The organism is Wolbachia endosymbiont of Cantharis cryptica (genome assembly GCF_964277405.1).
In the GTDB taxonomy this organism is placed as follows: Bacteria; Pseudomonadota; Alphaproteobacteria; order Rickettsiales; family Anaplasmataceae; genus Wolbachia.
Window position 1 is genome coordinate 682,911 of the sequence record NZ_OZ195521.1, and the last position, 24,258, is coordinate 707,168.

Consider the following 24,258-nt stretch of genomic DNA (forward strand, 5'->3'; position numbering starts at 1 on the left):
ATCAAGGCACAATTCCATGTTCATTACTGGGGACAGGAGGTTTTACATTTTTCAGATAGCTGTTTACTTCTAGTGGATTACCCAAATTGTGTTTTATTTCTGTTTCAAACTTAAATCCTAGCTTCTCGCAGAATTCGTAAAAATACTCCTTAATGACATCAAATAAATTTCTGCCATCAATTTTGTAATCTCTCAATTTTCGGGAAACCTTGAGTGACAATTTGCCACCTCCGTATTTCACATTTCCATCATTTCTATCATTTTGAGACTCAAGTGTGAATCCTACTGAGAGCGACATATTAAATATTGCTTTTCTATTTTCTCTGAGAATATCTACAAGTATCGTTGTAGTTTTACACTCGACTTTTACAGAATTTGAATTTCTACAATCAATGTACACTTTTCTATCAACATTACTGCCATTAACATTCATAAATAATGCATGTTTAGTCAAGAGTTCAGCCATAAACGGTGCATATATAGATTCATACCCTGCTTGATTACAATTAGTGATTAGTTCTTCTAGAATAGGATCGCTCGGAATTTGAGCTCCAGCATATTTAAATAGCTCTATAAAAACTTGCCTTGCAAGCAGTCGGTAGTCTTTATTTTCATCTCCTTCTTTCGGTAATAGGTGAGTGTACTCTTTGCCTAGATTGTAAAATCTTTTAACCTCCTCTTTATACTGGTCAGTTTTTTTATCCTGGTCAGTTTTTTTATCAGCGGGAGTTTCTAGATTTTCATAGTGTTCTTCCCAAATTTTGTCAAATTCTTTTTTATCTCTGTTTATCAATGCTTTAGTTAAAATTTTGTCTATAATTTTACCGTTAATAACAATACCCATTCTCTGAAAATCTAAGAACATTGTTTCACCAGAGCTCGCTGAGGTATTCTTTTTACCAGCTCTTAGCTGACTAAAATCAACATTTTTTGCTTGAGCCATTAATGTAGCTACTGGATTGGTACCATTTATTCCTGTCATAGAACTTTAAACTATTAACATCATAATTAATTATATCATAAATTATTAATAATTCAATAAAATACCTGCTATAAACCCTATGATAGCAAATATAGTTAGGGGTAAGCCTAAATTACTTTAGCTATAAACATTAAGAAATTTACCAAATAAAAAAAAGGCAAAAGAAACCCCGTGATGGTTGGCTATTTACCATGTACTAAAATATCGGCGTTCTTTTTATTCTAAAACGCTTGATTAAGAGCGATTTAGCCACTTTTAATTTGCAGCTAACCTACATCGCAAGTGTTTAAGAAATTTACTAAGCAGGAAAAAAGGCAAAGAAACCCCGCGGTAGCTAGCATTCAAATTCTCCCTTGTCAATTTGACGTTTTTTGATGTCTTAAACGCTTTATAAGCCCGTTTCAGCTTGTATGGGTAAAAACCCAGAAGTTTTATAAAGACATGCGGTGCACGTAGTGCGAAAAATTAAACATGAGACGCCAAATACCCTAAGTTTTTTGTCATTAACCTGCACAGATTGCGAAGATAAATAAATAGCTTCAGTACCATGATAAAAGGACTGGCGGAGTTTGTCAAGTCGTTTTTCCAACGCGCTGCCAAAAGTTTTTATGCAAGAAGTCTATTGCATGGAACCCAGTGCTGGAGCACTGGGTTCTGGCGGAAGTTGCCCTCACATCACAATGTTTTTACAGTTGTGTGTCACGCATGACAACTTTGGAGCCACACGGGAGCAATTGCTCCAAGGTTTCATTTACTTAGAATCCACCCATACCGCCTGCACCCATAGGAGATGAAGCGTTTTCATCTTTGTTTGGTATATCAACTATCATAGATTCAGTAGTAATAAGCATACTTGCAACAGATATAGCCGTTTCAAAAGCGATACGGACCACCTTTACTGGATCAATAACACCGGCAGTAAATGCGTTAGCGTAATTCATGACCTCAACGTTATATATAAGCTCTTTATCATTCTGCTTAATCAAATAATCAATTATAACAGCAGACTCAAGACCAGCATTTTTAACTAATCTTTTGATTGGAGCACTGAGAACTTTCTTGATAATATTTATACCTATTTGTTCTTCATCACTTCCACCTTTTAGCTTATCAAGAACAGATGAAGCATAAAGAAGCGCAACTCCACCACCTGGAACTATACCTTCTTCAATTGCAGCTCTTGTCGCATGCAGTGCATCCTCAACTCTATCTCTACGTTCTTTAACTTCTACTTCAGTTGCTCCGCCAACTTTGAGCACAGCAACACCACCTGATAATTTTGCTAAACGCTCTCTTAGCTTTTCTTTATCATAATCAGAAGTTGAAGTTTCAATTTGAGACTTGATCTGTTCGATTCTAGCTTTCACGCTGTCAGAGTCGCTATTTTCACTGACAATTGTGGTATTGTCTTTAGTGATTTTAACATTTTTAGCAGTACCAAGATCTTCAAGCGTGAGATCTTCCATCTTGATGTCAAGTTCATCTTTTATGACGTGCTTAGCGCCTGTTAAAACTGCTATGTCTTTGAGCATCTCTTTTCTTCTGTCGCCAAAACCTGGAGCTTTCACTGCAGCAACTTTTAGACCACCGCGCAATTTGTTGATGACTAACATTCTTAATGCTTCACCTTCAATATCTTCTGCAATAATAAGTAAAGGCTTACCAGACTTAACAACAGCCTCAAGAATAGGAAGTAAAGGTTCGCTAATATTAAGTTTTTTTTCGGTAATTAATAGATATGGATCATCAAGCTCCACAATCATTTTTTCATCGTTTGTAATAAAATACGGAGAAAGATAACCGCGATCAAACTGCATACCAGTAGTAAGCTCAACTTCTAACTCTTTTGAACCCTTACTTTCTTCAACAGTAATAACACCCTCTTTTCCAACTTTCTTAACGGAATCAGCGATACTGTTACCTATCTCCTTATCACCATTTGCAGAAATTATTGCAACTTGTGCTACTTCATCCATCTTCTCCAAAGAAATTGTGCGAGACATTGACATAATTTCTTTTAATATTACATCTTTTGCCTTTTGCATCCCGTTTTTGATGCTAACACGATCGTTTCCAGCAGCAATTGATTTTGAAGCCTCCGTTATCATGTTGCTAGTTAGTATTGAACACGTTGTTGTGCCATCACCAACTTTATCGTTGCATTGAGAACAACTTTGAGCAAAGATGCTTGTTATTGCAGCATTTAATGGTTTTTCAGGTTTGATACCCTTCATTACCTTATAACCGTCCTTTGTAATTTCCGGTGCTCCATAGGGCTTATTAATCCCTACCGTTTTTCCTCTGGGCCCTGCAGTTACTGCTACCGTTGAGTCTACTATTGCTGCAACTTCACGAAAAGCTTCTTGCAACTGCTCACCTGATACTACTACATTAGTCATTTTTATCACCTCTTGTTAAAAAAAAATTTAGAAAACTATAATAAAATCATTTACAATGCGCTATATTGCGCTTTGTTTCAGTTTAGTAAAAATAAAGACTGCTACTCATTAACAATAGCAAGTATATCGGACTCCTTCATCACGATAAACTTTTCATCATTATGTTCTATTTCTGTACCAGTCCATTGGCGATATAGCACTGTATCACCATCTTTTACAGTTAAAGCTATGCGTTCGCCACTTGAATTGCGTGAACCTTTACCAATTTTTATAACTTTACCTTTAGTAGGTTTCTTTTCAACGTTCGATGGAATTACGATCCCACCTTGCTTTTTTTCGCTGATAGGCTTTACTAGCACACTATCATCCAATACATTTAAGTTTACATTTGACATTTGTTTTTCCTCATCAACAAATTAACCTATAAGTTTATATATATACTCGTAAGTTAGATTTCAAGGGCTGAAACTTGTAAAATATCGAAAAGGTAAAGAATGACTTTGAAAATAGTCTAATGCTGTATAATAGAACTTAGATTTATTTATAGAAGTTTTATGAGTTATATACCATTGCCGAATCGTGGTGTAGTAGTGCTATATGGGCCTGATACTAGAGATTTTCTCCAGGGTATTATAACAAATGATATTAATAAATTGAATAGCCAAAAAGCTATTTACTCTTTATTACTTAGCTCCCAGGGAAAATATCTATACGATTTTTTTCTTATTGAATACGGTAAATATATCCTCTTGGAATGCGAAAATATGCACTTGCAGCAAATAATAGAAAAACTAGATTTGCTTAAAACTTATTTGAGAGTGAAGATTAAAGACGTTAGTGCGCTATATAAGGTTGGAGTTTTGTTTAATACTAAGTCAACGGAGTGTAGTAGTGAGTCACAAGTTATTTTTCAAGATCCAAGGCACAAATCGTTGGGAATGAGGATAATACATAAGGGTGAAATGAAGGAGCCAGTCGGAGATTCTACTGAATATGAAAAAGTTAGAATTCAAAATCTCGTTCCAGATGGAGCAAAAGATATGGTACAAAATTCATCGTTTCCGCTGCAATATTTAATCGATAAGGTAAACGGTATAAGCTTTAGCAAAGGATGCTATATAGGTCAGGAAGTTGTAAATCGAATGAGGAGACAAGAAATATTCAGAAGAAAACTTTATCTTGTTGAGGGGAGTGGCACACTGCCCAATATCGGCACTAAAGTGACAAATGAAAATAATGAAGAAATAGGGGAACTGCGTTCTAGTGTAGACAACATTGGACTTGCACTACTTTATACTGGAAAGAGTCATGCAAATTTATATGCCAATGGGGTTAGGTGTGTTAAGATGTTGTGAAAGGTTAAAACCTTAAGGTAGCGCATATAAAAGCGGGGCTAAAAACCACTTGACAAACTCCGCCAGTCCTCTTATCATGATACTGAAGCTATTTATTTGACTATGCATGTTGATACTCCTATAAAAAATTTATATTGTTGAATTTGCCATTTTTAAAATCCATCAGAATTTTAATAGTTTCTGGTTTATCCTCAAATAAATATTTGCCCTTGGCTTTACTATCATCTTTTCGCATTTTAATTTTGCCACTATTAATTCTATGGTAGAGCCAATTCCTAGAAACTTTGAGGATCTTTGCAACTTGTGTAACAGTAAGGTAGCCAGGTGCAAGAAGATATGGTTGATGTCTTTTTCGAAAAATATTATTTTTTAATCGAATACTTTCGACTGTACTTCTTAAAACAACATTTTTCTTTGGAGAGCGATATCCTTGTTTTTCTAAGTACTTGGCAATTTCTATATCTGATTTACCCTACTTACTTAATTTTATTATAAGCTGTTCCATTTCTGTTGCTGTGGTTAATTCATAAAAGGATTTTACTGGAGTAGGAACATGAAAAGTAGTAGTTTCTCCACCATGCCATACAATACGTATTTGTAAGCAATCGCGTTTGATTCGGTGTGCTACTACCTTATCAATTATGCAACGAAGAAAGGATTTTTGCTGTTGACTTGACAGAACTGACTTATTCCAAATTTCAGGCAATTTCTTACCTATATCTAAAAATACTGTTTTCAGTTCTTCAGATAACTGAGGAGCAGGTTTGCTTGGACATTGACGTTCAAAAGTAATTTCCGCTTGCTTGAGTTCATTTAATGCTTGTTCCCAACGTCTTTCAAGTTCTGCAGCTACAAGACGATTATCAGGATCAACTTGATTAAATTGTCGTTCTGCCAACTTAGCTTGGTAGCTCAGACGTTCTAATTGTTGCAAATGTACTTTATTAAGCGCTTGTTCAGATTGTGACTGTGAATCAATAGCATTAGTATAAGCATCTAATTCGATTTGACTAAGTGCTGCAAAAAATTTAGAAACCACTGCACAATCGATAATATCAGTTAGTAAACGCTGACATACAGGTTCATGATATTTTCGTTGCAGGTAATTACACATATAATAGTTTCTTTCTTTATATCGCATTGTCATTTTGTATCCACATTCTCCACAATAGATTATTCCCTGCAATAATGCTTCTCCTGATCTAGCTATACCACGCGTGCTATTATATTTATACTTTGCATAATTGTCTTTTAGTATCATCTGAATTTTTATAAAGCTTTCCCAATCTATATAAGCTGGATATTTATCTTTTATTAAAACTTTCCATTCTTCCATTGGTATGCGTTTTGTTGTTTTTTCAGCAGAGAATATTTTATGACTTCTAGTACGACCATAAACAAATGCTCCAGCATAAGCTGGATTTTTAAGTATCGAGAGAATTTTTCCACGTGTTGGTTTTTTCCATTGCAGCTCTTTAAATGTGTCATATCTAGGAATAGTAAGTTGATGGTCATTAAAATGCTTTAGAATTTTTGATGCTGCTCGTTTCTCTAGAAAAGTCTCAAAAATAAGCTTAATACGATGCTGAACTTCAAGATTAGGATCCTTATGTACTGAGTCGTCTAGGTAACGAACAAGGCCAACTGGAAGAGACAAGGCTAAATCACCTCGTGCTGCTTTATTCAATAATCCAGCATTTAGTCGAGCTCTTATAGTAGATAATTCCATTTCAGCAAGTTGCCCTTTTAGACCCAGTAACAACCGACCATTAATGCTACCAGGATCATAGATACCATCCCGATCAGCTATTAAACACTGTTTATAGCCACATATATCCAGTAACGGATACCAATCAGAGCAATTCCGTGATAAACGGGTTACATCATAAGAGAGTATGATTCCTACTTTTCCTAAAGTGACTTTAGTAACAAGTTCTTTAAATCCTTCACGCTTTTCAACACTAGCACCAGTTATACCAAGATCAGTGTCAATTATAATAATACTATCAGCTTTCCAGCCAAGATCAATTGCCCTTTGTTTCAGCGCATACTGCAACTCTAGACTTTCTTGATTGCTTAATATTTGATGATGTGTTGATTGTCTGATGTAAATTATTGCTTCGCGTGCTAAATGTTGTGCTGTGATTAGCTCTGATGTACTCATGGATAACCTCTTTGGATACTAATAATATATTTTCTAAAACTTCTGACTTAAAACGTTGCGGCATTTTCTGCCACACTTGACATGGTTTACATGGCATAATTTATACTCCTTTGCTATAGAAACAAACTCGTATAATGAAGTCCATGTTAACTTGCTGGTGAGAAAATCTTGCTTACTAGCTAAGTTAGTAGAAAAAAATGGAATATGTAGAGTGATGTTATCACGATAAATAACAGATACATTACCACCTTTGTAGGCTGTTGAACTGAAAGATGATACGGGAAAAGTTTTGCCAAACAGTGGATGTGTTGGATCTGTAACTGTAATTTCTTTGGCTACTTGATTGTTGAAGGGGGTATTAAGGTGATTGATCGTTTATCTTCAGTCTGTGCAGATAAAACGACAAAAAAACTTAGTATATCTGGCGTGTCATATTTAATTTTTTGCACTATGTGCACCGTATGTCTTTAAAAAAACTTCTAGGTTTTTACCTACACAAGCTGAAACGCGCTTATAAAGCGTTTAAGACAGTATAGTACGCCAATTTGCAGGATTAGAGAGTAAGCACTATCTAAACACGGGATTTCTTTTGCCTTTTTTCTGCTTAGTAAATTTCTTAGCATCTAAGCTAAGGGTCTGTTGCAGTTTAAAAGTCGCTAAATTGCAGCGTTTAAGACTTAAAAAACGCCAATACAGAAAATAGACAGTGACTAGGGCTTCTTTTGCCTTTTTTTCTATTTAGTAAGTTTCTTAAGATTAGCAAAAGAGATATCATCCCAGTCTTGGATCCAGAAAACTTAACTTTAAATGAGTACACCAAGTGGTTGAACAATAGACTTCTTTCAAAATTGGCAAACAAGGGAAAAGAAGTATAAAATCAGATATTTTAAGGTATGAGATATAAAGAAATAGAAAAGTTGGAAGGAAAGAAATTTAGGCGCTTAACAGGGGAAAAAAAGGGAACATTTAAGCGAATGGTGGAAATTTTGGATGAGGAGGATAAAAGAAAAAAAGCTAGAAGTGGAAGAAAAAGCAAACTTTGCGTAGAAGATAGGTTGCTTATGGCATTAGAATATATGAGGGAATATCGAACGTATTTCCACATTGGTCAAAGTTATGGCATGAGTGAAAGTAACTGTTTCAAAATAATAAGATGGGTAGAAGACACGCTAATAAAACATCCAGATTTTTCATTACCGGGAAAAAAAGAGCTATTAAAGGGTAATGTAGAATATGAAGTTTTGGTAATAGATGGAACTGAAACACCAGTAGAGAGGCCAAAAAAAAGCAAAAATGCTTCTACTCTGGAAAGAAAAAAAGGCATACTATAAAAACGCAAGTAGTAGCAGAGAAGAAGAGTAAAAAAGTAATATGTACATCTTTCTCGAAAGGTAGGAAACACGATTTTCGGATATTTAGGGAATCAAAGGTAGCAATATTGCCGGAAACTAAAATCTTAGCTGATGCCGGCTACAGAGGAATGCAAAAAATACATAAAAATGTTGTATTACCTCACAGGAAAACGAAAAAGAATCCGTTAAGCAAAGAACAAAAAAAAGAGAACAGAACACTTATGAGCCAAAGGGCAATTGTTGAAAACGTAATTGGCTTATTAAAAAGGTTTAAAATCATTTCCGATAGATATAGAAACCGACGAAAACGTTTTGGTTTAAGATTTAATTTGATTGCTGCTATCCACAATTTTGAGCTCCTTACGTGAATTTTGAAAGAAGTCTAATGTTGTTGGAAAAATTGCTGTTTACGATCAATGCGTCTATCATATTGGATAATTCTATTGCTGTAGAAAGCTTACCACTTCCTGAAAAGCCAATAATATATACGAAGAATCCTGTTATTTGTTTTTTTGTATTAATGTTTATCATATTGTTTATAATGTTAAAATCTATATTCATAATAACATGAAACTTAAGCTTTAAAACATTTGAAACATTATATAGAAAATTATTTTTATAGTTAAGATATTATGTAATTAAAAAACATAAGTTCTATAATGGATCAATAACGTGTGGCCGAAGAAGCAATGTTTTAGAACCTGTTTAAAATCTCGAAAGGATAAGGTAAAATAGGGGTAGATTAAGAATGAGGTATATCTATGCGAAAAAGTTATCCAAGTGATATAAGTCGAGAGCAATTTGAAAAAATCAAACCAATTCTGGAGAGTAGCAGGAGGAAAACAAAACCAAGAAAACTTGATTTATATGATGTATTTTGTACAGTATTATACGTCCTAAAAAGTGGTTGCCAGTGGAGGATGTTGCCAAAAGATTTTCCAAGGTGGGAGAGCATATATTATTATTTTCAAATGTGGAATAAAAAGGATGGAGAAGAACCAAGTTTGTTGGAATTAGTCTTAAAAAAAATTAGTTGGAGAGGTCCGTATCAACAATGGTCGGAAAGAGAAAACCAGTTTCTGCATAATTGATGCTCAAAGCGTTAAAAACGCAGATACTGCTGAAAGAAAGGGTTATGATGCAGGTAAAAAGATTTCAGGTATAAAGCGTCATATCGCAGTTGATACACAGGGCTTGCCACATGCAATTCATATAACAACGGCAGAAGCAACTGATCGTAGCAGTGCTGTAAAAATGGTGGGAAATGCTAAAGAAAACCTCTCTGAAGTCAAAAATATACTCGTTGATGCTGGCTATACAGGAGAAAATTTTGCAACACAAATAAAAGTAACTATTGGTGCAGCTGTTGAGGTAATAAAACGAAGCGAATTACATACCTTTGCTGTATTGCCAAAAAGATGGGTTGTTGAGCGGTCTTTTGCTTGGTTGGAAAAATGCAGGCGATTGTGGAAAAACTGTGAGCGAAAACTCAATACTAGCCTACAAATGGTCGTTCTTTCCTTCGTTTCTCTCTTATTGCGAAGATTTTAAACAGGTTCTTACACATATCATTTAGAACAAGCGTGCAAAACTCAATGTTTAACATTAGCAATGAATAGGGAGTTATCAATTCCGAGTGAGGAAATTTGCTCAAAAGCTGTAAAGGATCTTTTATCTTTTGAAAGCAATCTTGGTGAGAGAGATTGGCATGCATGGGTTAGACTAATCAAAGATAAGCTGTAAGAGGCTCCTTTTTAATCCTAAATAAATTTATTAGTTTATTACATGTCTCTTTTCATGTATAAATCTATAGCAAGTTTGTACGAAAGGTTGTTTTATGAACAAAATTATAGAAATCAGAGCACCAAAAACTCTTGGTGGTGAATCAGTTACGGAAGGTATAGTAAAAATAAAGAAAAATATTGGTGAAGCAGTAAAAGTAGATGACTTAATCTTTGAAATTGAAACTGACAAAACAGCACTCGAGTTAACTGCAGAAGCTTCAGGACAAATAACTGAGTTTCTTGTAAAAGAAGATGATGTGATAAGTCCTGATCAATTGTTAGCGAAGTTTTCCGTGGGAGAAGTAAAAGAGGAAGCGAGAAAAGAAGATAAAAGCGAAAGTTCTGCTAAAAAAGATGCTCCATCAGCTCGTAAGATTATGGAGGAAAATGCAATCAGCGCAGAAAACGTTAAAGGAACTGGCATGGGGGATAGAATAACAAAAGCAGATGTGATAGGTCATATGAACAAAGCTGAACAACCTGCAATAAAACAATACGAATTGCCAAAAAGTGTAGCAAGTGGAGAACGAAGAGAAGAACGAGTAAAAATGAGCAAAATAAGACAAGTAATTGCCGCTCGTTTGAAGGCTTCGCAAAATACTGCTGCGATACTGACCACGTTCAATGAAATTGACATGAAAAATGTGATGGATCTGAGGGCGAAATATAAGGACGCCTTTGAAAAAAAATATGGAATAAAATTGGGTTTCATGTCGTTTTTTATAAAGGCAGCGGTGCAAGCATTGAAAGAGATCCCTGAAATTAACGCTGAAATCTCAGGCGATGAGATCATATATAAACATTACTATGACATAGGTGTTGCTGTTGGCACCGATAAAGGTCTTGTTGTGCCGGTTATTCGGAGTGCTAATCAGATGTCATTTGCGGAAATTGAGTTGACTTTAGTTGCTCTTGGCAAAAAAGCTCGCGAAGGTAAGCTGCAAGTGTCAGAAATGGAAGGTGCAACATTTACCATCTCAAACGGCGGAGTATACGGTTCGCTCCTTTCTACTCCCATAATAAACCCTCCGCAATCTGGAATACTTGGAATGCATTCAATACAAAACAGGCCAGTTGCTGTTGGTAATGCAGTAGAAATCAGACCTATGATGTACATTGCTCTCTCTTACGATCACAGAATAGTTGATGGCAAAGGAGCAGTAACTTTCCTTGTCAAAATAAAAAATTACATAGAAGATCCAAATAGATTAGTTTTGGAAGTGTAGCTCAAATGAGTTGTTGTTAATTCAGTATTGCTAAAAACCTAAATGTCATCCAGTTCTGCCAATAGTTTAGCAACTTCCAAGTGATTCGAGTCGCGATGTTTCTTAAAGATGGATAAGGTCCGTGTAATCAACTCCTTTTGTTTCTTACGGTCACCTAGAGCACCATAAGTGTTAATAAGGTTTACTATTGTTATGGCAGCTTGAAAATGATTATAGCTGTAATGTCTCTTAACATTAGATAAAAAAGCCTGTTCAAGTTGCTTCTTTTTATGATCATCACCTAAGGCACCATAATTAATACTTAGTTCTGCCAGTAGTTGAATAATAACTTCAAAAATGATCCGAGTCACAATGTTTCTCAAGGATAAATAAAGCCCGTTCAAGCAACTCCTTTTTTTTCTTATGATCACCTAGATCCCCATAAGAGTTACCGAGATTTGTCAGTGTAATAGCCACTTCAAAATGTTCAGGTCCATAATGTTTTTCTTGAATTGCTAAAGTTAATTTAAGCAACTCCTTTTTTTTCTGATGATTATCTAAATCCCCATAAGCGTTACCTAAGTTTGCCAGTGTTTTAGCAACTATAAAATGATCAGAGCCATAATGTCCCTTAAGGGTGGAAAGCTTGTTCAAGCAACTCTTTTGCTTTCTGAGGGTTACCTAAATCCCTGTAAACGTTACCTAGATTTGCTAGTGTCCTAGCCATTTCAAAATGATCAGAGCCGTGATATTTCTCTTGAATTGCTAAAGCCCGTTCAAGCAACTCTTTTGCTTTTTGAAAATTACCCAGAGCACGATAAACTATACTAAGGTTTGTCAGTGTTACAGCAACTTGAAAATGATCAGGCCCAAAGAGTTTCTCTTTAATTGCTAAAGCTCGTTCAAAAAATTCTTTAGCTTTTTGGTGATCATCTAAATCCCCATAAGCAGTGCCGAGGTTCTCTAGTATAATAGCTACTTCAAAATGACCGGGTCCATAATGTTTTTCTTGAATTGCTAAAGCCTGTTCAAGCAACTCTTTTGCTTTCTGAAGATTACCTAGATCCCCATGAGTATTACCTAGGTTTGTCAGCAATTTGGCAACTTTGAAATGATCAGAACCGTAATGTGTCTTGTTAATTGTTAAAGCTCGTTCAAGCAACTCCTTTTTTTTCTGATGATTACTTAAATCCCCATAAGCGTTACCTAGATTTGTCAGTATAATAGCGATTTCAAAATGGTCAAAACCATAATGTTTCTCTTGAATTGCTAAAGCCTGCTCAAGCAACTCTTTAGCTTTCTGAGGATTGCCTAAATCCCCATAAGCTGCACCTAGGTTTGTCAGTGTAATAGCTACTCCAAAATGTTCAGGCAATGGCATCAACTTAAGGAAAATGTCAGTGATTGTATATAAAAATTCTCTCTAAAATTTTTACCATTAAATTACCCAAAAGCTGCAATAAAGAGCACTTTTGTTTCTGTTTTATTTCAACAAAGAAGTCTAAAATGTGTCCTTTTTAGGTGAAACATGCAAAAAGGAAAAAGTCTTATTCTACAAATTAAAAATATAATATACTCGAAAACTTTTCAGAGAATCCATTGTGTTGGAAAAAACAGTTTCACACGAACAAGAAAACTTCCTTTTACGACAGTATTTTCTATGATTTTAAAGTTAATTAAGAAAAGTTTAGGAATAGAATGTGAACTTATGGATCCATTAAGTTCCACCCTCAAAGCAAGCTTTTTCTAAAGCAAGATATAAATACAGGTTTTAAAGAATTATTAGAGCTAAGCATCCAAACAGCCTATCAAGATGAGCCTGAGTATGGAACCTGGAGAGGCTATAGACTTATTGCAGCAGATGGCTCTGGTATTCGATTACCCAACTCTGAAGAAATTGTATCCGAGTTTGGCCGTTTTAAACCAAATGGAACAACAGGCACAATGCCACCATTGGCAAGAGTGTCTTTGTTTGTTGATTTGTGTACTTCACTGATTTGCAGTGCTCGTCTTGCAGCTTGGAATATAGGCGAACAAACGTTGGCGGAAGAGCAATTACCCGAAGTTGTCACTCAAATGCGTTCATTAAATCAAGAGAGACTATTATTTATCTATGATCGTGGTTATCCTTCAGTAAAATTCATTCAGCAGCATTATGATTTGAAAGTAGACTTTATTTTTCGCTTGCAAAAAAGAAATTATAGCAAGCTATGGGAACGGATCTTATCTGGCGAACTAGATTTTGATTTTTGACCTTACCCAGAAAAAGTAGAGAGGAAGTTAAGCCATTTTTGAAGTAAAATAAAACATGATTATGAGGGCTTATTATGGTAAAGAACAGAAAAAATTACACAGTGGAATTTAAATTAGAGGCAATAAAGTTGGTAAAGGAAACGGGGCAGTCAGCAAGCAAAATAGCTAAAGATTTAGGAATAGATAACAGTACACTAAGTGACTGGATAAAAAAATATAACGAAAAAGGATCAATAGAAGAAGCATTTCCTGGTAAGGGAAAGTTGGCACCATGTGATAAAGAAAAGTTTGAATTAAAGAAAGAACTAACAAGAGTTACTAGAGAAAGAGACATTTAAAAAAAAGCCCTGGGATATTTTGCAAGTCACAAAGAGTAAAATATTTATTTATCAAAAAGCATGGAAACTACTATAAAGTACAGGAGTTATGCAGGATTTTGAAAGTATCTGCTAGCGGCTACTACAAATGGACTAGTAAGAAGAAAAGCAGCAAAGAATTAACAAGGGAGCAGCTTCTAGCAGACATTCAAAAAATATACCAAGCATCTAATTGTAGATATGGGGCACCTAAGATTCATGCTGAACTAAAGGCTTTAGGTAAAAATTGCAACATCAAAACAGTGCAGGATATCATGCAAAAAAATGGTATTCAAGCTAGACTGAGGCGAAGATTCAAAAGCAAAAAACAGCAGACTGACAATAGGGTTATAACTCCCAATATATTGGACCAAAACTTTACTACTAGTCAGCCAAATAAAGTATGGGTAACTGATATTACATACATAAAAACTAAGGATGGATGGCTATATTTGGCAGCAATAATTGATCTATATTCACGTATGGTAGTTGGCTGGTCAATGAGTAGTACAATAACTAAGCGATTAGTTATAGATGCTTTATTGATGGCTGTTGATAAGCGCAAACCAGCCAAAGATCTGCTATTTCATAGTGATCAAGGTTCACAATATACCTCTAAAAATTATCAGTTTTTGCTGAACACAAAAAACATCATTTCCAGCATGAGTCACACAGGCTGTTGTTATGACAACTCTGTTGTTGAAAGCTTTTTCAGCTCACTCAAACGGGAGCTTCTTATTGATACTTCGCAACACTCTGCTCAGCAAACTAGAACTGCTATATTTGAGTACATAGAAATTTTTTATAACAAACAGCGTAGACATTCTACTATTAATTATTGCATTCCTGAGAAATTTGATTCATCATTTTCATAATAAAAATGGCTTAACTTCCTCTCTACTTTTTCTGGGTAAGGTCATTTTAGTTTCCGGCAATATTGCTACCTTTGATTCCCTAAATATCCGAAAATCGTGTTTCCTACCTTTCGAGAAAGATGTACATATTACTTTTTTACTCTTCTTCTCTGCTACTACTTGCGTTTTTATAGTATGCCTTTTTTTCTTTCCAGAGTAGAAGCATTTTTGCTTTTTTTTGGCCTCTCTACTGGTGTTTCAGTTCCATCTATTACCAAAACTTCATATTCTACATTACCCTTTAATAGCTCTTTTTTTCCCGGTAATGAAAAATCTGGATGTTTTATTAGCGTGTCTTCTACCCATCTTATTATTTTGAAACAGTTACTTTCACTCATGCCATAACTTTGACCAATGTGGAAATACGTTCGATATTCCCTCATATATTCTAATGCCATAAGCAACCTATCTTCTACGCAAAGTTTGCTTTTTCTTCCACTTCTAGCTTTTTTTCTTTTATCCTCCTCATCCAAAATTTCCACCATTCGCTTAAATGTTCCCTTTTTTTCCCCTGTTAAGCGCCTAAATTTCTTTCCTTCCAACTTTTCTATTTCTTTATATCTCATACCTTAAAATATCTGATTTTATACTTCTTTTCCCTTGTTTGCCAATTTTGAAAGAAGTCTATTCAAGTTCGTTCTATATATGATAATGTCTTTGAACATGACCAAATCCCTAAAGAAGTCCAAGGTAGAATATATAACGTTGCACAAATTATGCTTCAGGCAATAGAAGCTTACCCAATTCACTCAAAAAATTACATATTCATCGATGAGCTGATAAAAAACAACGACTACAGCATAAAGATGTATAATTCAGTAGTAGAGCTTAGTAAAAGAATGGACACAAAAATTCTTCCTATAGTGCTCAAGTGTGATTTACCTACATTACAAAGACGCATTAAATTAAAAAGGCAAAGAGAAAACAAGAAAATCCCTAATGTAAGCAGCATCATAGAGAAATTTAGGACTGGCAATTTATTTATACCACCGAGTTCCATAGAGATAGAAAACTCAAATATGAGTATAAAAGAAGTAGCCGAAGAAATAACAAGTCAGATGTGCAGACTTAGCCAAATTGATAGCATTTATGCAAAAGAATAATCTATAATAATTTCATATACTGAGGCTCATTTAAATATAGAGCTTCAACTTCATTTAATTTTTGCTTATTTTCTAGCCTATAACGGACTAATAGTCCTGCATGGCTAGCATTTAGTTCTGGTAAATTGCAATCCATACATGTAATGCAGTTACTGCTTGTTGTCCAATCAGGGTCATGTGCTACAGTTGGACCTGATAGCGGCAATAAATTGAAATCAAATAACTGAGTATAAAACCCCTGAGCATTTTTAATTATAGCTCTGATATTTTTTTTGCTATTTGCACAAAGCAAAGATATTGCGTATGCCTGAACCTCTAATGCATTAACTCCGTATAATGGCTTATTCGTAGCAAGATTTACACCTTTTGCAGCCGATATACCAACTCTAATTCCAGTGAAACTCCCCGGGCCAACTACTACTGCTAAATGGTCTATTTTATCGTAGTTATAATTGTGCTTATTGAATAAAGTGTTCAAAATTTGAAAAAACGATTCTGCATGACTATTGCTGATGGAATTGTGCTCTACAAAACAATTACCACTACAATCAATTATTGCTATTGAACTACCAGAACCTACAGTGTCAATCGCTAAAATGGACATTACTTAAGCTTATCGTAGAGTTTTGTAAACATTATAGTAAAGGCGCCATTACCCATAACGTTCGCTGAAGTGATTATTGGATCAAATACGATATATAATGCCGTGATTAACGAAAGCATTTCTGGAGAAAATTGAAGGTATCTTTCAAGAATAGGTAGCATTACCACAATTCCTCCTGCCGGAATTGCCACAATAGCAAACTTAAATAACAAAAAATAGAGAAGGAAAGTTACATAGTCTGTTGTGTATAATGCATAACCGGAAGTAATTATCATTGATAATATTATAATAAAAAAGCAATCACCCACTAAATGAAAGCTAGCAGTTATTGGTATAACAGACGATGCTATATCAGGTTGCTTTACATTTTTTTTGCATCCCTCAAGAGTAAGTGGCATGGTTGCATTACTAGACATTGTGCTCATTGCAGTAATAAATGCCGGTATCATATTGCTTATATTAGTTATCCAGCTTGTAGCCTTGAATGAATTTGCTGCTCCATATAAGAGAAAAATATAAAGGTAAGTTACAGACGTTATAATAACAAAAATTATTGAGTAATCTTTAAATACCATAGATAGAACCTGATCATGCTGCATTTTTAAAGCAAGCCCAAGCACAAATATTGGAATAACCGGCGTCAAAAACACCTTCAAAATGGAGAGAGTTAAATCTAATATTTTGCATGAAAGTTCTTTGCTTTTCTTAGGTAGCAGAATGGACACTACTATGCTGGACACAAATCCACAAGCAAGAGCATGAAAGTTAGAAAGGAGTAGCGGCAGCTTAAACGACCATAAAGGAGCAATTGTTTCTTCATACGTTATATTTTGTATTGAATAAGTATTTTGTATAATAAAATGCCCAACAGAATAAGCTATTAAACTTGAGGCAAGATTCGATAAGAAAATCGTTATAATAAGTAACAATATAAACTTTATAGCCGACTGCTTAAGATTGTTAACACTGCTAAAGATTAACGCAAAAACAATAAAAGGCATTATAAATAGCAAAACTTCTTTGATGCTCAAGCTTACTGAGTACAAAAAAGCTTTCACTTCTACTGGAACTAAATGACCAAAAAACGCAACTGAAATGATAACAGCAAGTAAGGTTAGTAGTTGTAACATATTCTGATATAGCGATATCCTATGGACATAGATACGGCAAGGTAGTTTTTAAGTAAAGAAAAACTACCTAAACTGCTGCGGAACATCATAAAAAACCAGGCTGTTGTTTTCTCACTTAAACAATGGTCATACAAGCAGCCTATTGCCCTAAAAAGCGCTAAAATTATCGATTTTTTTACTAAAATGTGCAATAATTCATTATGTGAATAGGAGGAAAAGTTATGAAAGAAATACTTAGTGCAGTAAACAACGATACTAGTTTAAATAAAGATAACATAGTTGAAAAAATAAGAGAGAGGCTACCACAAAGTTCAAGTGAATATAAAGAATGGGAAAGAGCTGACTTTAATACAAATCATACATTTGAAGTCGAATTTAAAACAGACAATAATAAAGTTACATTATTACATTGTGCTGTTTACTATAAGCTGGAAAATATTTTAAATGCTCTATTAGAAGTAGAAGGAATCAATGTTAATGCAGTAGAAAAAAATAAATATGACGAGCCTTTTAATGCTCTATTAAAAGCACAAGATGTTAATCTAGTTAAACACTATAAGACCCCTCTGCATTATGCTGCTCTCTATAATTACAAAGAAGCAGTAGATGCTCTATTAAAAGCAAAAGGAATCAACGTTAATACAGTAGATGAATATGAGACAACTCCCTTACATTATGCTGCCTTTAATGGTCAGAAAGAAATAGTAGCTTCTCTATTAGAAGCAAAAGAAATTAATGTTAATGCAAAAGATGAATATGGACAAACTCCTTTACATTCGGCTGCTAGAAGTGTTCATGAAGATGCAGTAGATATCCTATTAAAAGCACAAGGAATCGATATTAATGCGGCAAGTAAATGTGGATGGACTCCTTTACATTGTGCCGTTTCTAATTGTCGTACAAAGGCGGTAGAAACTCTATTAAAAGCAGAAGAAATCAATAGACTTCTTTCAAAATTCACGTAAGGAGCTCAAAATTGTGGATAGCAGCAATCAAATTAAATCTTAAACCAAAACGTTTTCGTCGGTTTCTATATCTATCGGAAATGATTTTAAACCTTTTTAATAAGCCAATTACGTTTTCAACAATTGCCCTTTGGCTCATAAGTGTTCTGTTCTCTTTTTTTTGTTCTTTGCTTAACGGATTCTTTTTCGTTTTCCTGTGAGGTAATACAACATTTTTATGTATTTTTTGCATTCCTCTGTAGCCGGCATCAGCTAAGATTTTAGTTTCCGGCAATATTGCTACCTTTGATTCCCTAAATATCCGAAAATCGTGTTTCCTACCTTTCGAGAAAGATGTACATATTACTTTTTTACTCTTCTTCTCTGCTACTACTTGCGTTTTTATAGTATGCCTTTTTTTCTTTCCAGAGTAGAAGCATTTTTGCTTTTTTTTGGCCTCTCTACTGGTGTTTCAGTTCCATCTATTACCAAAACTTCATATTCTACATTACCCTTTAATAGCTCTTTTTTTCCCGGTAATGAAAAATCTGGATGTTTTATTAGCGTGTCTTCTACCCATCTTATTATTTTGAAACAGTTACTTTCACTCATGCCATAACTTTGACCAATGTGGAAATACGTTCGATATTCCCTCATATATTCTAATGCCATAAGCAACCTATCTTCTACGCAAAGTTTGCTTTTTCTTCCACTTCTAGCTTTTTTTCTTTTATCCTCCTCATCCAAAATTTCCACCATTCGCTTAAATGTTCCCTTTTTTTCCCCTGTTAAGCGCCTAAATTTCTTTCCTTCCAACTTTTCTATTTCTTTATATCTCATACCTTAAAATATCTGATTTTATACTTCTTTTCCCTTGTTTGCCAATTTTGAAAGAAGTCTATTGTTAATGTAGTAGATGAATATGGACAGACCCCCCTACATTTGGCTGCTCAAAATGGTCATATAGAAATAGTAAGGGTTCTAATAGAAAAAGGGGCCAATCCTTTACTAAGGGATAAAAATGGTAAGACTCCAAGAGATTTAGCTGAAAATGATGATATAAAGGAGCTGCTAAGACAACGAGCAACTATAAACGGTATCATTGCCGGCTGTTCAACAGCAGCATTATGTGCTGCTGTTGCAGTAACACTTTTTGCAACCGGAATAGTTCCAGCCACGTTGATATTCACAATGGCAGCAGTAGCTATAGTTACAGCAGTAGCACTGGCAGTTGGTGGTATTACACATAGCTCATTAAAACCTAGTACTGAAGTGAATGAAACAAAAAAAGCAGAAAAAACCTTAGGGAATACGGAGAAAGTGCTCCCTACTGCTTAATACAGTTGTCATTCCAGCACCTTCTTCCTGTCATACGAGTAGCTGAAACTGTACGAACATTGTCTATCAGATCTCAGTGTGTGACACTGTACGAACATTGTGATTTGATAGACCGCCCAGTGCTCCCCTCTCGTCATCTCAGAACCTGTTTAAAATCTCGAAAGGATAAGGTAAAATAGGGGTAGATTAAGAATGAGGTATATCTATGCGAAAAAGTTATCCAAGTGATATAAGTCGAGAGCAATTTGAAAAAATCAAACCAATTCTGGAGAGTAGCAGGAGGAAAACAAAACCAAGAAAACTTGATTTATATGATGTATTTTGTACAGTATTATACGTCCTAAAAAGTGGTTGCCAGTGGAGGATGTTGCCAAAAGATTTTCCAAGGTGGGAGAGCATATATTATTATTTTCAAATGTGGAATAAAAAGGATGGAGAAGAACCAAGTTTGTTGGAATTAGTCTTAAAAAAAATTAGTTGGAGAGGTCCGTATCAACAATGGTCGGAAAGAGAAAACCAGTTTCTGCATAATTGATGCTCAAAGCGTTAAAAACGCAGATACTGCTGAAAGAAAGGGTTATGATGCAGGTAAAAAGATTTCAGGTATAAAGCGTCATATCGCAGTTGATACACAGGGCTTGCCACATGCAATTCATATAACAACGGCAGAAGCAACTGATCGTAGCAGTGCTGTAAAAATGGTGGGAAATGCTAAAGAAAACCTCTCTGAAGTCAAAAATATACTCGTTGATGCTGGCTATACAGGAGAAAATTTTGCAACACAAATAAAAGTAACTATTGGTGCAGCTGTTGAGGTAATAAAACGAAGCGAATTACATACCTTTGCTGTATTGCCAAAAAGATGGGTTGTTGAGCGGTCTTTTGCTTGGTTGGAAAAATGCAGGCGATTGTGGAAAAACTGTGAGCGAAAACTCAATACTAGCCTACAAATGGTCGTTCTTTCCTTCGTTTCTCTCTTATTGCGAAGATTTTAAACAGGTTCTCAGTCTTGTCATCCCATTCTCCTGTCATCCCAGTGCTCTTTTTTTTGTCATCCCAGTGCCCTTTTTTTTTGTCATCCCAGTGCGTGACACTGGGATCTATAGCTAACCAAGCAAGCTACGTCATACCGCCGCGGTATCTCTAGATCCCGCTAACAAGCAGCGGTTGTCGTTTAGCTATAAAATTTAAGAAAATATTTAAGAAATTTACCAAATAAAAAAAAGGCAAAAGAAGCCCTAGTCACTGTCTATTTTCTGTATTGGCGTTTTTTTAGTCTTAAACGCTGCAATTTAGCGACTTTTAAACTGCAACAGACCCTTAGCTTAAATGCTAAGAAATTTACTAAGCAGAAAAAAGGCAAAAGAAATCCCGTGTTAGATAGTACTTACTCTCTAATCCTGCAAATTGGCGTACTATACTGTCTTAAACGCTTTATAAGCGCGTTTCAGCTTATATAGGTAAAAACCTAGACAATGTTGTGAAGACATACGGTGCACATAGTGCAAAAAATTAAAAATAAGACGCCAACTACGTTATACTCCTTCGTTTAATCTGCACAGATGAAGATAACTGAATACCTTCAGTACCATGATAAAAGGGCTGGCGGAGTTTGTCAAGTAAGTTTTTATGTCAGTTGGCTACTTGAATGACAGGGAAGAGTGTTGGAATGACAGAAGGTTTTTTAAAAACTTAACTTTAGTCCAGCTAAAAGCACGTAACCAGAGTTGTTATTTTCTACTTCAGGCTCTTCTGTGCTAAACTTTACAATATCGAAATAGTATGAAGTGCCTACAAAAAGGGGATATTCAAGACTTAAAGCATATGATGTTAACTTGTTTGTACCTTTACCTACAATATCCCTACCACTATTGAAATACGTTAAGCTCAATTTGCGAGAATCAGAGCGGTAAGCAACACCTGCATTCATATAATACGTATTATTTGTTTCAGGATTATACTTCTTGCCTGATTTACCTCCATTACCGTACGAAAAAATGCAATCAAGATCGAAAAATTTCAGTTTTAAGCCAAAATTCCAGTGCAGTAATTGATTATGACATTTATAACCTTCAGGAGTGCCATCCGAGCAATCAGTTAAATTTTCCTTTGCAAATTCACCAGTCAAAGCAGTAGTAAAATTTATATCATCTGATAGGCTGTTCTTATAGGAAAGTCCAGCAGCAATTAGATCGCTATATTGCAAGTTATTTTTTCCCGGAACATAACTAAACCCGAGTTGAAAGTTATAAATTTCAGGAGAGATATAGCTTACCGCTGGTTGTTTTAACTTCAATTCAAGTCCATTATAATCGCTATAAATATTGGGCTTGACCCAAAAAACCTTATCTCCATCATATCCAGTGTCACCATCTTTTTCTTCATTACCACGCAAATTTGCATAGTTTGCCCAGCAACCATTTACTCCTCCAGCAGCTACATAAATTTTTGAAGTGTTAATTAACATGCCTTGGCTGACTAAACTTTTTTTACCATATTCAATTGATCCAAGTCCCTGATTTTTAATGATGAAATACCCTTCCTCCATATTTAACTTTTCTATATCTAATGCTCTTAGGTCTGCAATACCAGAAACTCCTGCCTTAACATTAACCCCCATTTGAGTATTTGGATAAACTTGTTGTAAATAAAGAAAGCGCAAGTTTGAATAACTTGAAGTCTTGTCTTTAGGCTTAACACTGAAAGAATCTCTGTTGAAAGCGTAGCCAAGCTTTAAGTCTATTTTTCCATCTAGTTCTGCATAAAATATTCCCTTGTCCAGGATTACTCTAGCGCTAGCACTATTTTGCGAAAATAATAACAAAAGCAGTGTCACTAGGCAGTATCTTAATTTCATGAAAAAACTTAAATTTTTTATATAAATTTAAGTTTAAACTCAATATAGACAAAAGACAACTTTCCAGAAGGTGCCTCTGGTTAAGCATCAGACCGTGCAGCTAGTTTTTGAGCTACATTTCCATAAATGACTGATACATTAGGTAATTTTTGTTTTAACAACTGCTTATTGATAGCAGAATGTATACGATTAATTACTTTAGATGTGTTCTTTGCATCACAGTTAATCAAGATAAAAAGCACTTTATTTTCGTCAATATACCCGAGAAAATCATCACTACGGCAATTTTTGTAAAAATGCTCTATAACAACTTTCAGTGCATCACTTGTCTCACTACAGTTACTATTTAAGCCAATCATTCCTATAGCTGCATTAATTTGATGTTGAAAGGCAAAATTCAATATAACGTATAACTCTAGAATAGTGGACTCATTGTCTGGTATATCAAATGACTCGTGGTTTTTATATTTTTTACCCATTAAACATTCATTTCTAAATATTTCTAATTTATGAAACAGGCTAACGTCACGTATCAATAGCTCATAATTAATCTTGTTATTAGTGAATTGCATGGTTCGAAAAACTTTTACTTTTGCCTTTACGTCTTCTCCTTTAACATCAATTAAGGAAAAATCTATTACTTTAGGTAATATATCAAGTAAATCATGTCCATTTTCGGTATACTCTAAATAATTTTTCACGTTGTCAGCTGCTCTTGCACTTAAAATATTGATTAACGGCTTATTAAGCAAATTCTCTTTCTCGTATTTTAACAAATCCCCTGCAGCTTGATTGAGCCCTAAAATTAACACAGTTTTTTTCTTATTATCCTGACAAACAGATATCACAGCATCATCTTTTCTTCTTGCAGTTATGAAATCATCCATACTTTCATTCTATACAGCTTATTTATAAGTATAATAGGATTATATTAAAATTTACTTACCTATTAATATGCTTAATTAGATATAGATAAATAATTTAAGTATTTCTCATAGAATTATCATTTTCTTGAGCTTAATTTTTTGCTGTCACCAACTTCTAGTATAACGCTGCAAATTTGAATTTCTCCCTTGTTATAAGAACCTGTTTAAAATCTCAAAAGGATGTAAAATAGGCGTAATGAGGTATATCTATGCAAAAAAGTTATCCAAGCGATATAAGTCGAGAGCAATTTGAAAAAATCAAACCAATTCTGGAGAGTAGCAGGAGGAAAACAAAACCAAGAAAGCTTGATTTGTACGATGTATTTTGTACAGTGTCTGAAAAGTGGTTGTCAGTGGAGAATGTTGCCAAAAGATTTTCCAAGGTGGGAAAACGTATATTACTATTTTCAAATGTGGAATAAAAGGAACGGAGAAGAGCCAAGTTTGCTGGTTAAAAAAAATTAGTTGGAGAGGTCAACCGCCGCGGCACTAACAAGCAGCGGGATGACGGTTGTCGTTTAGCTATAAAATTTAAGAAAATATTTAAGAAATTTGCTAAATGGGAAAAAAGGCAAAAGGAACCCTGTGATTA

Annotated in this window: 23 protein-coding genes and 4 pseudogenes; 13 read left to right on the forward strand and 14 right to left on the reverse strand. The window is 34.8% G+C overall.

The window, feature by feature from the left end; all coding sequences use genetic code 11:
- Position 1: 1 nt before the first annotated feature.
- From ACICP6_RS03330 to groES, 3 genes are all read right to left on the reverse strand, one after another.
- Positions 2-982 carry a hypothetical protein gene (locus ACICP6_RS03330; protein WP_395463609.1) on the reverse strand — a complete coding sequence of 327 codons (981 nt, stop codon included), beginning with the start codon at positions 980-982 and terminating at the stop codon, positions 2-4.
- Between the two features lie 755 nt (positions 983-1,737).
- On the reverse strand, positions 1,738-3,381 hold the full coding sequence (gene groL / locus ACICP6_RS03335) for a chaperonin GroEL (protein ID WP_395463610.1): 1,644 nt from the start codon (positions 3,379-3,381) through the stop codon (positions 1,738-1,740).
- Between the two features lie 101 nt (positions 3,382-3,482).
- Entirely contained in the window at positions 3,483-3,776 is a 294-nt protein-coding gene (groES, locus tag ACICP6_RS03340; protein ID WP_395463611.1) for a co-chaperone GroES, read from the reverse strand.
- 159 nt (positions 3,777-3,935) lie between these two features.
- Here groES and ACICP6_RS03345 point away from each other — a divergent pair, with 159 nt between their 5' ends.
- Positions 3,936-4,736, forward strand: a complete 801-nt coding sequence (locus ACICP6_RS03345) for a YgfZ/GcvT domain-containing protein (protein ID WP_395463612.1) — start codon at positions 3,936-3,938, stop codon at positions 4,734-4,736.
- Between the two features lie 118 nt (positions 4,737-4,854).
- Here the strand turns inward: ACICP6_RS03345 and ACICP6_RS03350 are convergent, their stop codons facing one another.
- Together ACICP6_RS03350 and ACICP6_RS03355 are read right to left on the reverse strand one after the other, a co-directional pair.
- Positions 4,855-5,196, reverse strand: a complete 342-nt coding sequence (locus ACICP6_RS03350; protein WP_395463655.1) for a helix-turn-helix domain-containing protein — start codon at positions 5,194-5,196, stop codon at positions 4,855-4,857.
- A gap of 12 nt (positions 5,197-5,208) precedes the next feature.
- Positions 5,209-6,900 (reverse strand): recombinase family protein, encoded by a 1,692-nt coding sequence (locus ACICP6_RS03355; RefSeq protein WP_395462683.1) that lies wholly within the window; start codon positions 6,898-6,900, stop codon positions 5,209-5,211.
- 893 nt (positions 6,901-7,793) lie between these two features.
- Here ACICP6_RS03355 and ACICP6_RS03360 point away from each other — a divergent pair.
- The 4 genes and pseudogenes from ACICP6_RS03360 to odhB all read left to right on the forward strand — a co-directional run bounded on the left by ACICP6_RS03360 (position 7,794) and on the right by odhB (position 11,262).
- Positions 7,794-8,620 (forward strand): IS5 family transposase gene (locus tag ACICP6_RS03360; protein WP_395462622.1). Its coding sequence is split into 2 segments (ribosomal slippage): positions 7,794-8,181 and positions 8,181-8,620, totalling 828 coding nucleotides; the frame shifts between segments, so codons are not numbered across the junction.
- Positions 8,621-9,013: 393 nt separating this feature from the next.
- Positions 9,014-9,803 (forward strand): IS5 family transposase gene (locus tag ACICP6_RS03365; protein ID WP_395462624.1). Its coding sequence is split into 2 segments (ribosomal slippage): positions 9,014-9,274 and positions 9,276-9,803, totalling 789 coding nucleotides; the frame shifts between segments, so codons are not numbered across the junction.
- Positions 9,804-9,812: 9 nt separating this feature from the next.
- Positions 9,813-9,995 (forward strand): annotated as a pseudogene (locus ACICP6_RS03370) (hypothetical protein); the annotation flags it as partial.
- A gap of 94 nt (positions 9,996-10,089) precedes the next feature.
- Positions 10,090-11,262, forward strand: coding sequence for a 2-oxoglutarate dehydrogenase complex dihydrolipoyllysine-residue succinyltransferase (odhB, locus tag ACICP6_RS03375; protein WP_395463613.1), 1,173 nt, complete (start codon positions 10,090-10,092; stop codon positions 11,260-11,262).
- Between the two features lie 38 nt (positions 11,263-11,300).
- Here odhB and ACICP6_RS03380 read toward each other — a convergent pair whose 3' ends face one another.
- From ACICP6_RS03380 to ACICP6_RS03390, 3 genes are read right to left on the reverse strand one after another with little or no spacing between them, the layout of a single operon-like run.
- Positions 11,301-11,612: a hypothetical protein gene (locus ACICP6_RS03380; protein WP_395463614.1), complete on the reverse strand. Its 312-nt coding sequence runs from the start codon at positions 11,610-11,612 to the stop codon at positions 11,301-11,303.
- Entirely contained in the window at positions 11,593-11,895 is a 303-nt protein-coding gene (locus tag ACICP6_RS03385; protein WP_395463615.1) for a tetratricopeptide repeat protein, read from the reverse strand. Before ACICP6_RS03385 ends, ACICP6_RS03380 begins: the two co-directional genes overlap by 20 nt.
- Positions 11,873-12,622 carry a tetratricopeptide repeat protein gene (locus tag ACICP6_RS03390; RefSeq protein ID WP_395462616.1) on the reverse strand — a complete coding sequence of 250 codons (750 nt, stop codon included), beginning with the start codon at positions 12,620-12,622 and terminating at the stop codon, positions 11,873-11,875. Before ACICP6_RS03390 ends, ACICP6_RS03385 begins: the two co-directional genes overlap by 23 nt.
- Positions 12,623-12,769: 147 nt before the next feature.
- On the opposite strand from ACICP6_RS03390, the pseudogene ACICP6_RS03395 reads away from it, so the two are divergent.
- From ACICP6_RS03395 to ACICP6_RS03405, 3 genes and pseudogenes are all read left to right on the forward strand, one after another.
- A pseudogene (locus tag ACICP6_RS03395) lies at positions 12,770-13,491 on the forward strand (transposase); the annotation flags it as partial.
- A gap of 77 nt (positions 13,492-13,568) precedes the next feature.
- Complete coding sequence (locus ACICP6_RS03400) at positions 13,569-13,832, forward strand: transposase (RefSeq protein WP_395462617.1); 264 nt, start codon at positions 13,569-13,571, stop codon at positions 13,830-13,832.
- 50 nt (positions 13,833-13,882) lie between these two features.
- Positions 13,883-14,725, forward strand: coding sequence for an IS3 family transposase (locus tag ACICP6_RS03405; RefSeq protein WP_395463617.1), 843 nt, complete (start codon positions 13,883-13,885; stop codon positions 14,723-14,725).
- 45 nt (positions 14,726-14,770) lie between these two features.
- Here ACICP6_RS03405 and ACICP6_RS03410 read toward each other — a convergent pair.
- Positions 14,771-15,330 (reverse strand): annotated as a pseudogene (locus tag ACICP6_RS03410) (transposase family protein); the annotation flags it as partial.
- Between the two features lie 150 nt (positions 15,331-15,480).
- Here ACICP6_RS03410 and ACICP6_RS03415 point away from each other — a divergent pair.
- Entirely contained in the window at positions 15,481-15,867 is a 387-nt protein-coding gene (locus tag ACICP6_RS03415) for a hypothetical protein (RefSeq protein ID WP_395462618.1), read from the forward strand.
- 1 nt (position 15,868) lies between these two features.
- Here ACICP6_RS03415 and tsaB read toward each other — a convergent pair whose 3' ends face one another.
- Positions 15,869-16,471 (reverse strand): tRNA (adenosine(37)-N6)-threonylcarbamoyltransferase complex dimerization subunit type 1 TsaB, encoded by a 603-nt coding sequence (gene tsaB / locus ACICP6_RS03420; protein ID WP_395462619.1) that lies wholly within the window; start codon positions 16,469-16,471, stop codon positions 15,869-15,871.
- The gene (locus ACICP6_RS03425) at positions 16,471-17,601 is read right to left on the reverse strand and encodes a cation:dicarboxylate symporter family transporter (RefSeq protein WP_395462620.1); all 1,131 of its coding nucleotides are present in this window, start codon (positions 17,599-17,601) and stop codon (positions 16,471-16,473) included. The genes tsaB and ACICP6_RS03425 overlap by 1 nt, the downstream gene beginning before the upstream one ends.
- Before the next feature lie 221 nt (positions 17,602-17,822).
- On the opposite strand from ACICP6_RS03425, the gene ACICP6_RS03430 reads away from it, so the two are divergent.
- The gene (locus ACICP6_RS03430; protein ID WP_395462621.1) at positions 17,823-18,566 is read left to right on the forward strand and encodes an ankyrin repeat domain-containing protein; all 744 of its coding nucleotides are present in this window, start codon (positions 17,823-17,825) and stop codon (positions 18,564-18,566) included.
- On the opposite strand, the gene ACICP6_RS03435 is transcribed toward ACICP6_RS03430, so the two are convergent.
- Positions 18,559-19,385, reverse strand: a protein-coding gene (locus ACICP6_RS03435; protein WP_395462622.1) for an IS5 family transposase whose coding sequence is annotated in 2 segments (ribosomal slippage) — positions 18,559-18,998 and positions 18,998-19,385 — 828 coding nt in all. Because the reading frame shifts where the segments join, the coding sequence is not laid out codon by codon here. The two genes, ACICP6_RS03430 and ACICP6_RS03435, sit on opposite strands and share 8 nt — an antisense overlap.
- A 102-nt stretch (positions 19,386-19,487) precedes the next feature.
- Between ACICP6_RS03435 and ACICP6_RS03440 the strand changes: the two genes are divergently transcribed.
- Both ACICP6_RS03440 and ACICP6_RS03445 read left to right on the forward strand, forming a co-directional pair.
- On the forward strand, positions 19,488-19,883 hold the full coding sequence (locus ACICP6_RS03440; RefSeq protein ID WP_395462623.1) for an ankyrin repeat domain-containing protein: 396 nt from the start codon (positions 19,488-19,490) through the stop codon (positions 19,881-19,883).
- A 205-nt stretch (positions 19,884-20,088) separates the two neighbouring features.
- Positions 20,089-20,878, forward strand: a protein-coding gene (locus ACICP6_RS03445; protein WP_395462624.1) for an IS5 family transposase whose coding sequence is annotated in 2 segments (ribosomal slippage) — positions 20,089-20,349 and positions 20,351-20,878 — 789 coding nt in all. Because the reading frame shifts where the segments join, the coding sequence is not laid out codon by codon here.
- Positions 20,879-21,567: 689 nt separating this feature from the next.
- Here ACICP6_RS03445 and ACICP6_RS03450 read toward each other — a convergent pair.
- Together ACICP6_RS03450 and ACICP6_RS03455 are read right to left on the reverse strand one after the other, a co-directional pair.
- A complete protein-coding gene (locus tag ACICP6_RS03450; RefSeq protein ID WP_395462625.1) occupies positions 21,568-22,740 on the reverse strand; it encodes a porin in 1,173 nt (390 codons plus the stop codon).
- A gap of 80 nt (positions 22,741-22,820) precedes the next feature.
- Positions 22,821-23,627: a hypothetical protein gene (locus ACICP6_RS03455; protein ID WP_395462626.1), complete on the reverse strand. Its 807-nt coding sequence runs from the start codon at positions 23,625-23,627 to the stop codon at positions 22,821-22,823.
- 248 nt (positions 23,628-23,875) lie between these two features.
- Between ACICP6_RS03455 and ACICP6_RS03460 the strand changes: the two are divergent.
- A pseudogene (locus ACICP6_RS03460) lies at positions 23,876-24,089 on the forward strand (transposase); the annotation flags it as partial.
- Positions 24,090-24,258 lie beyond the last annotated feature (169 nt).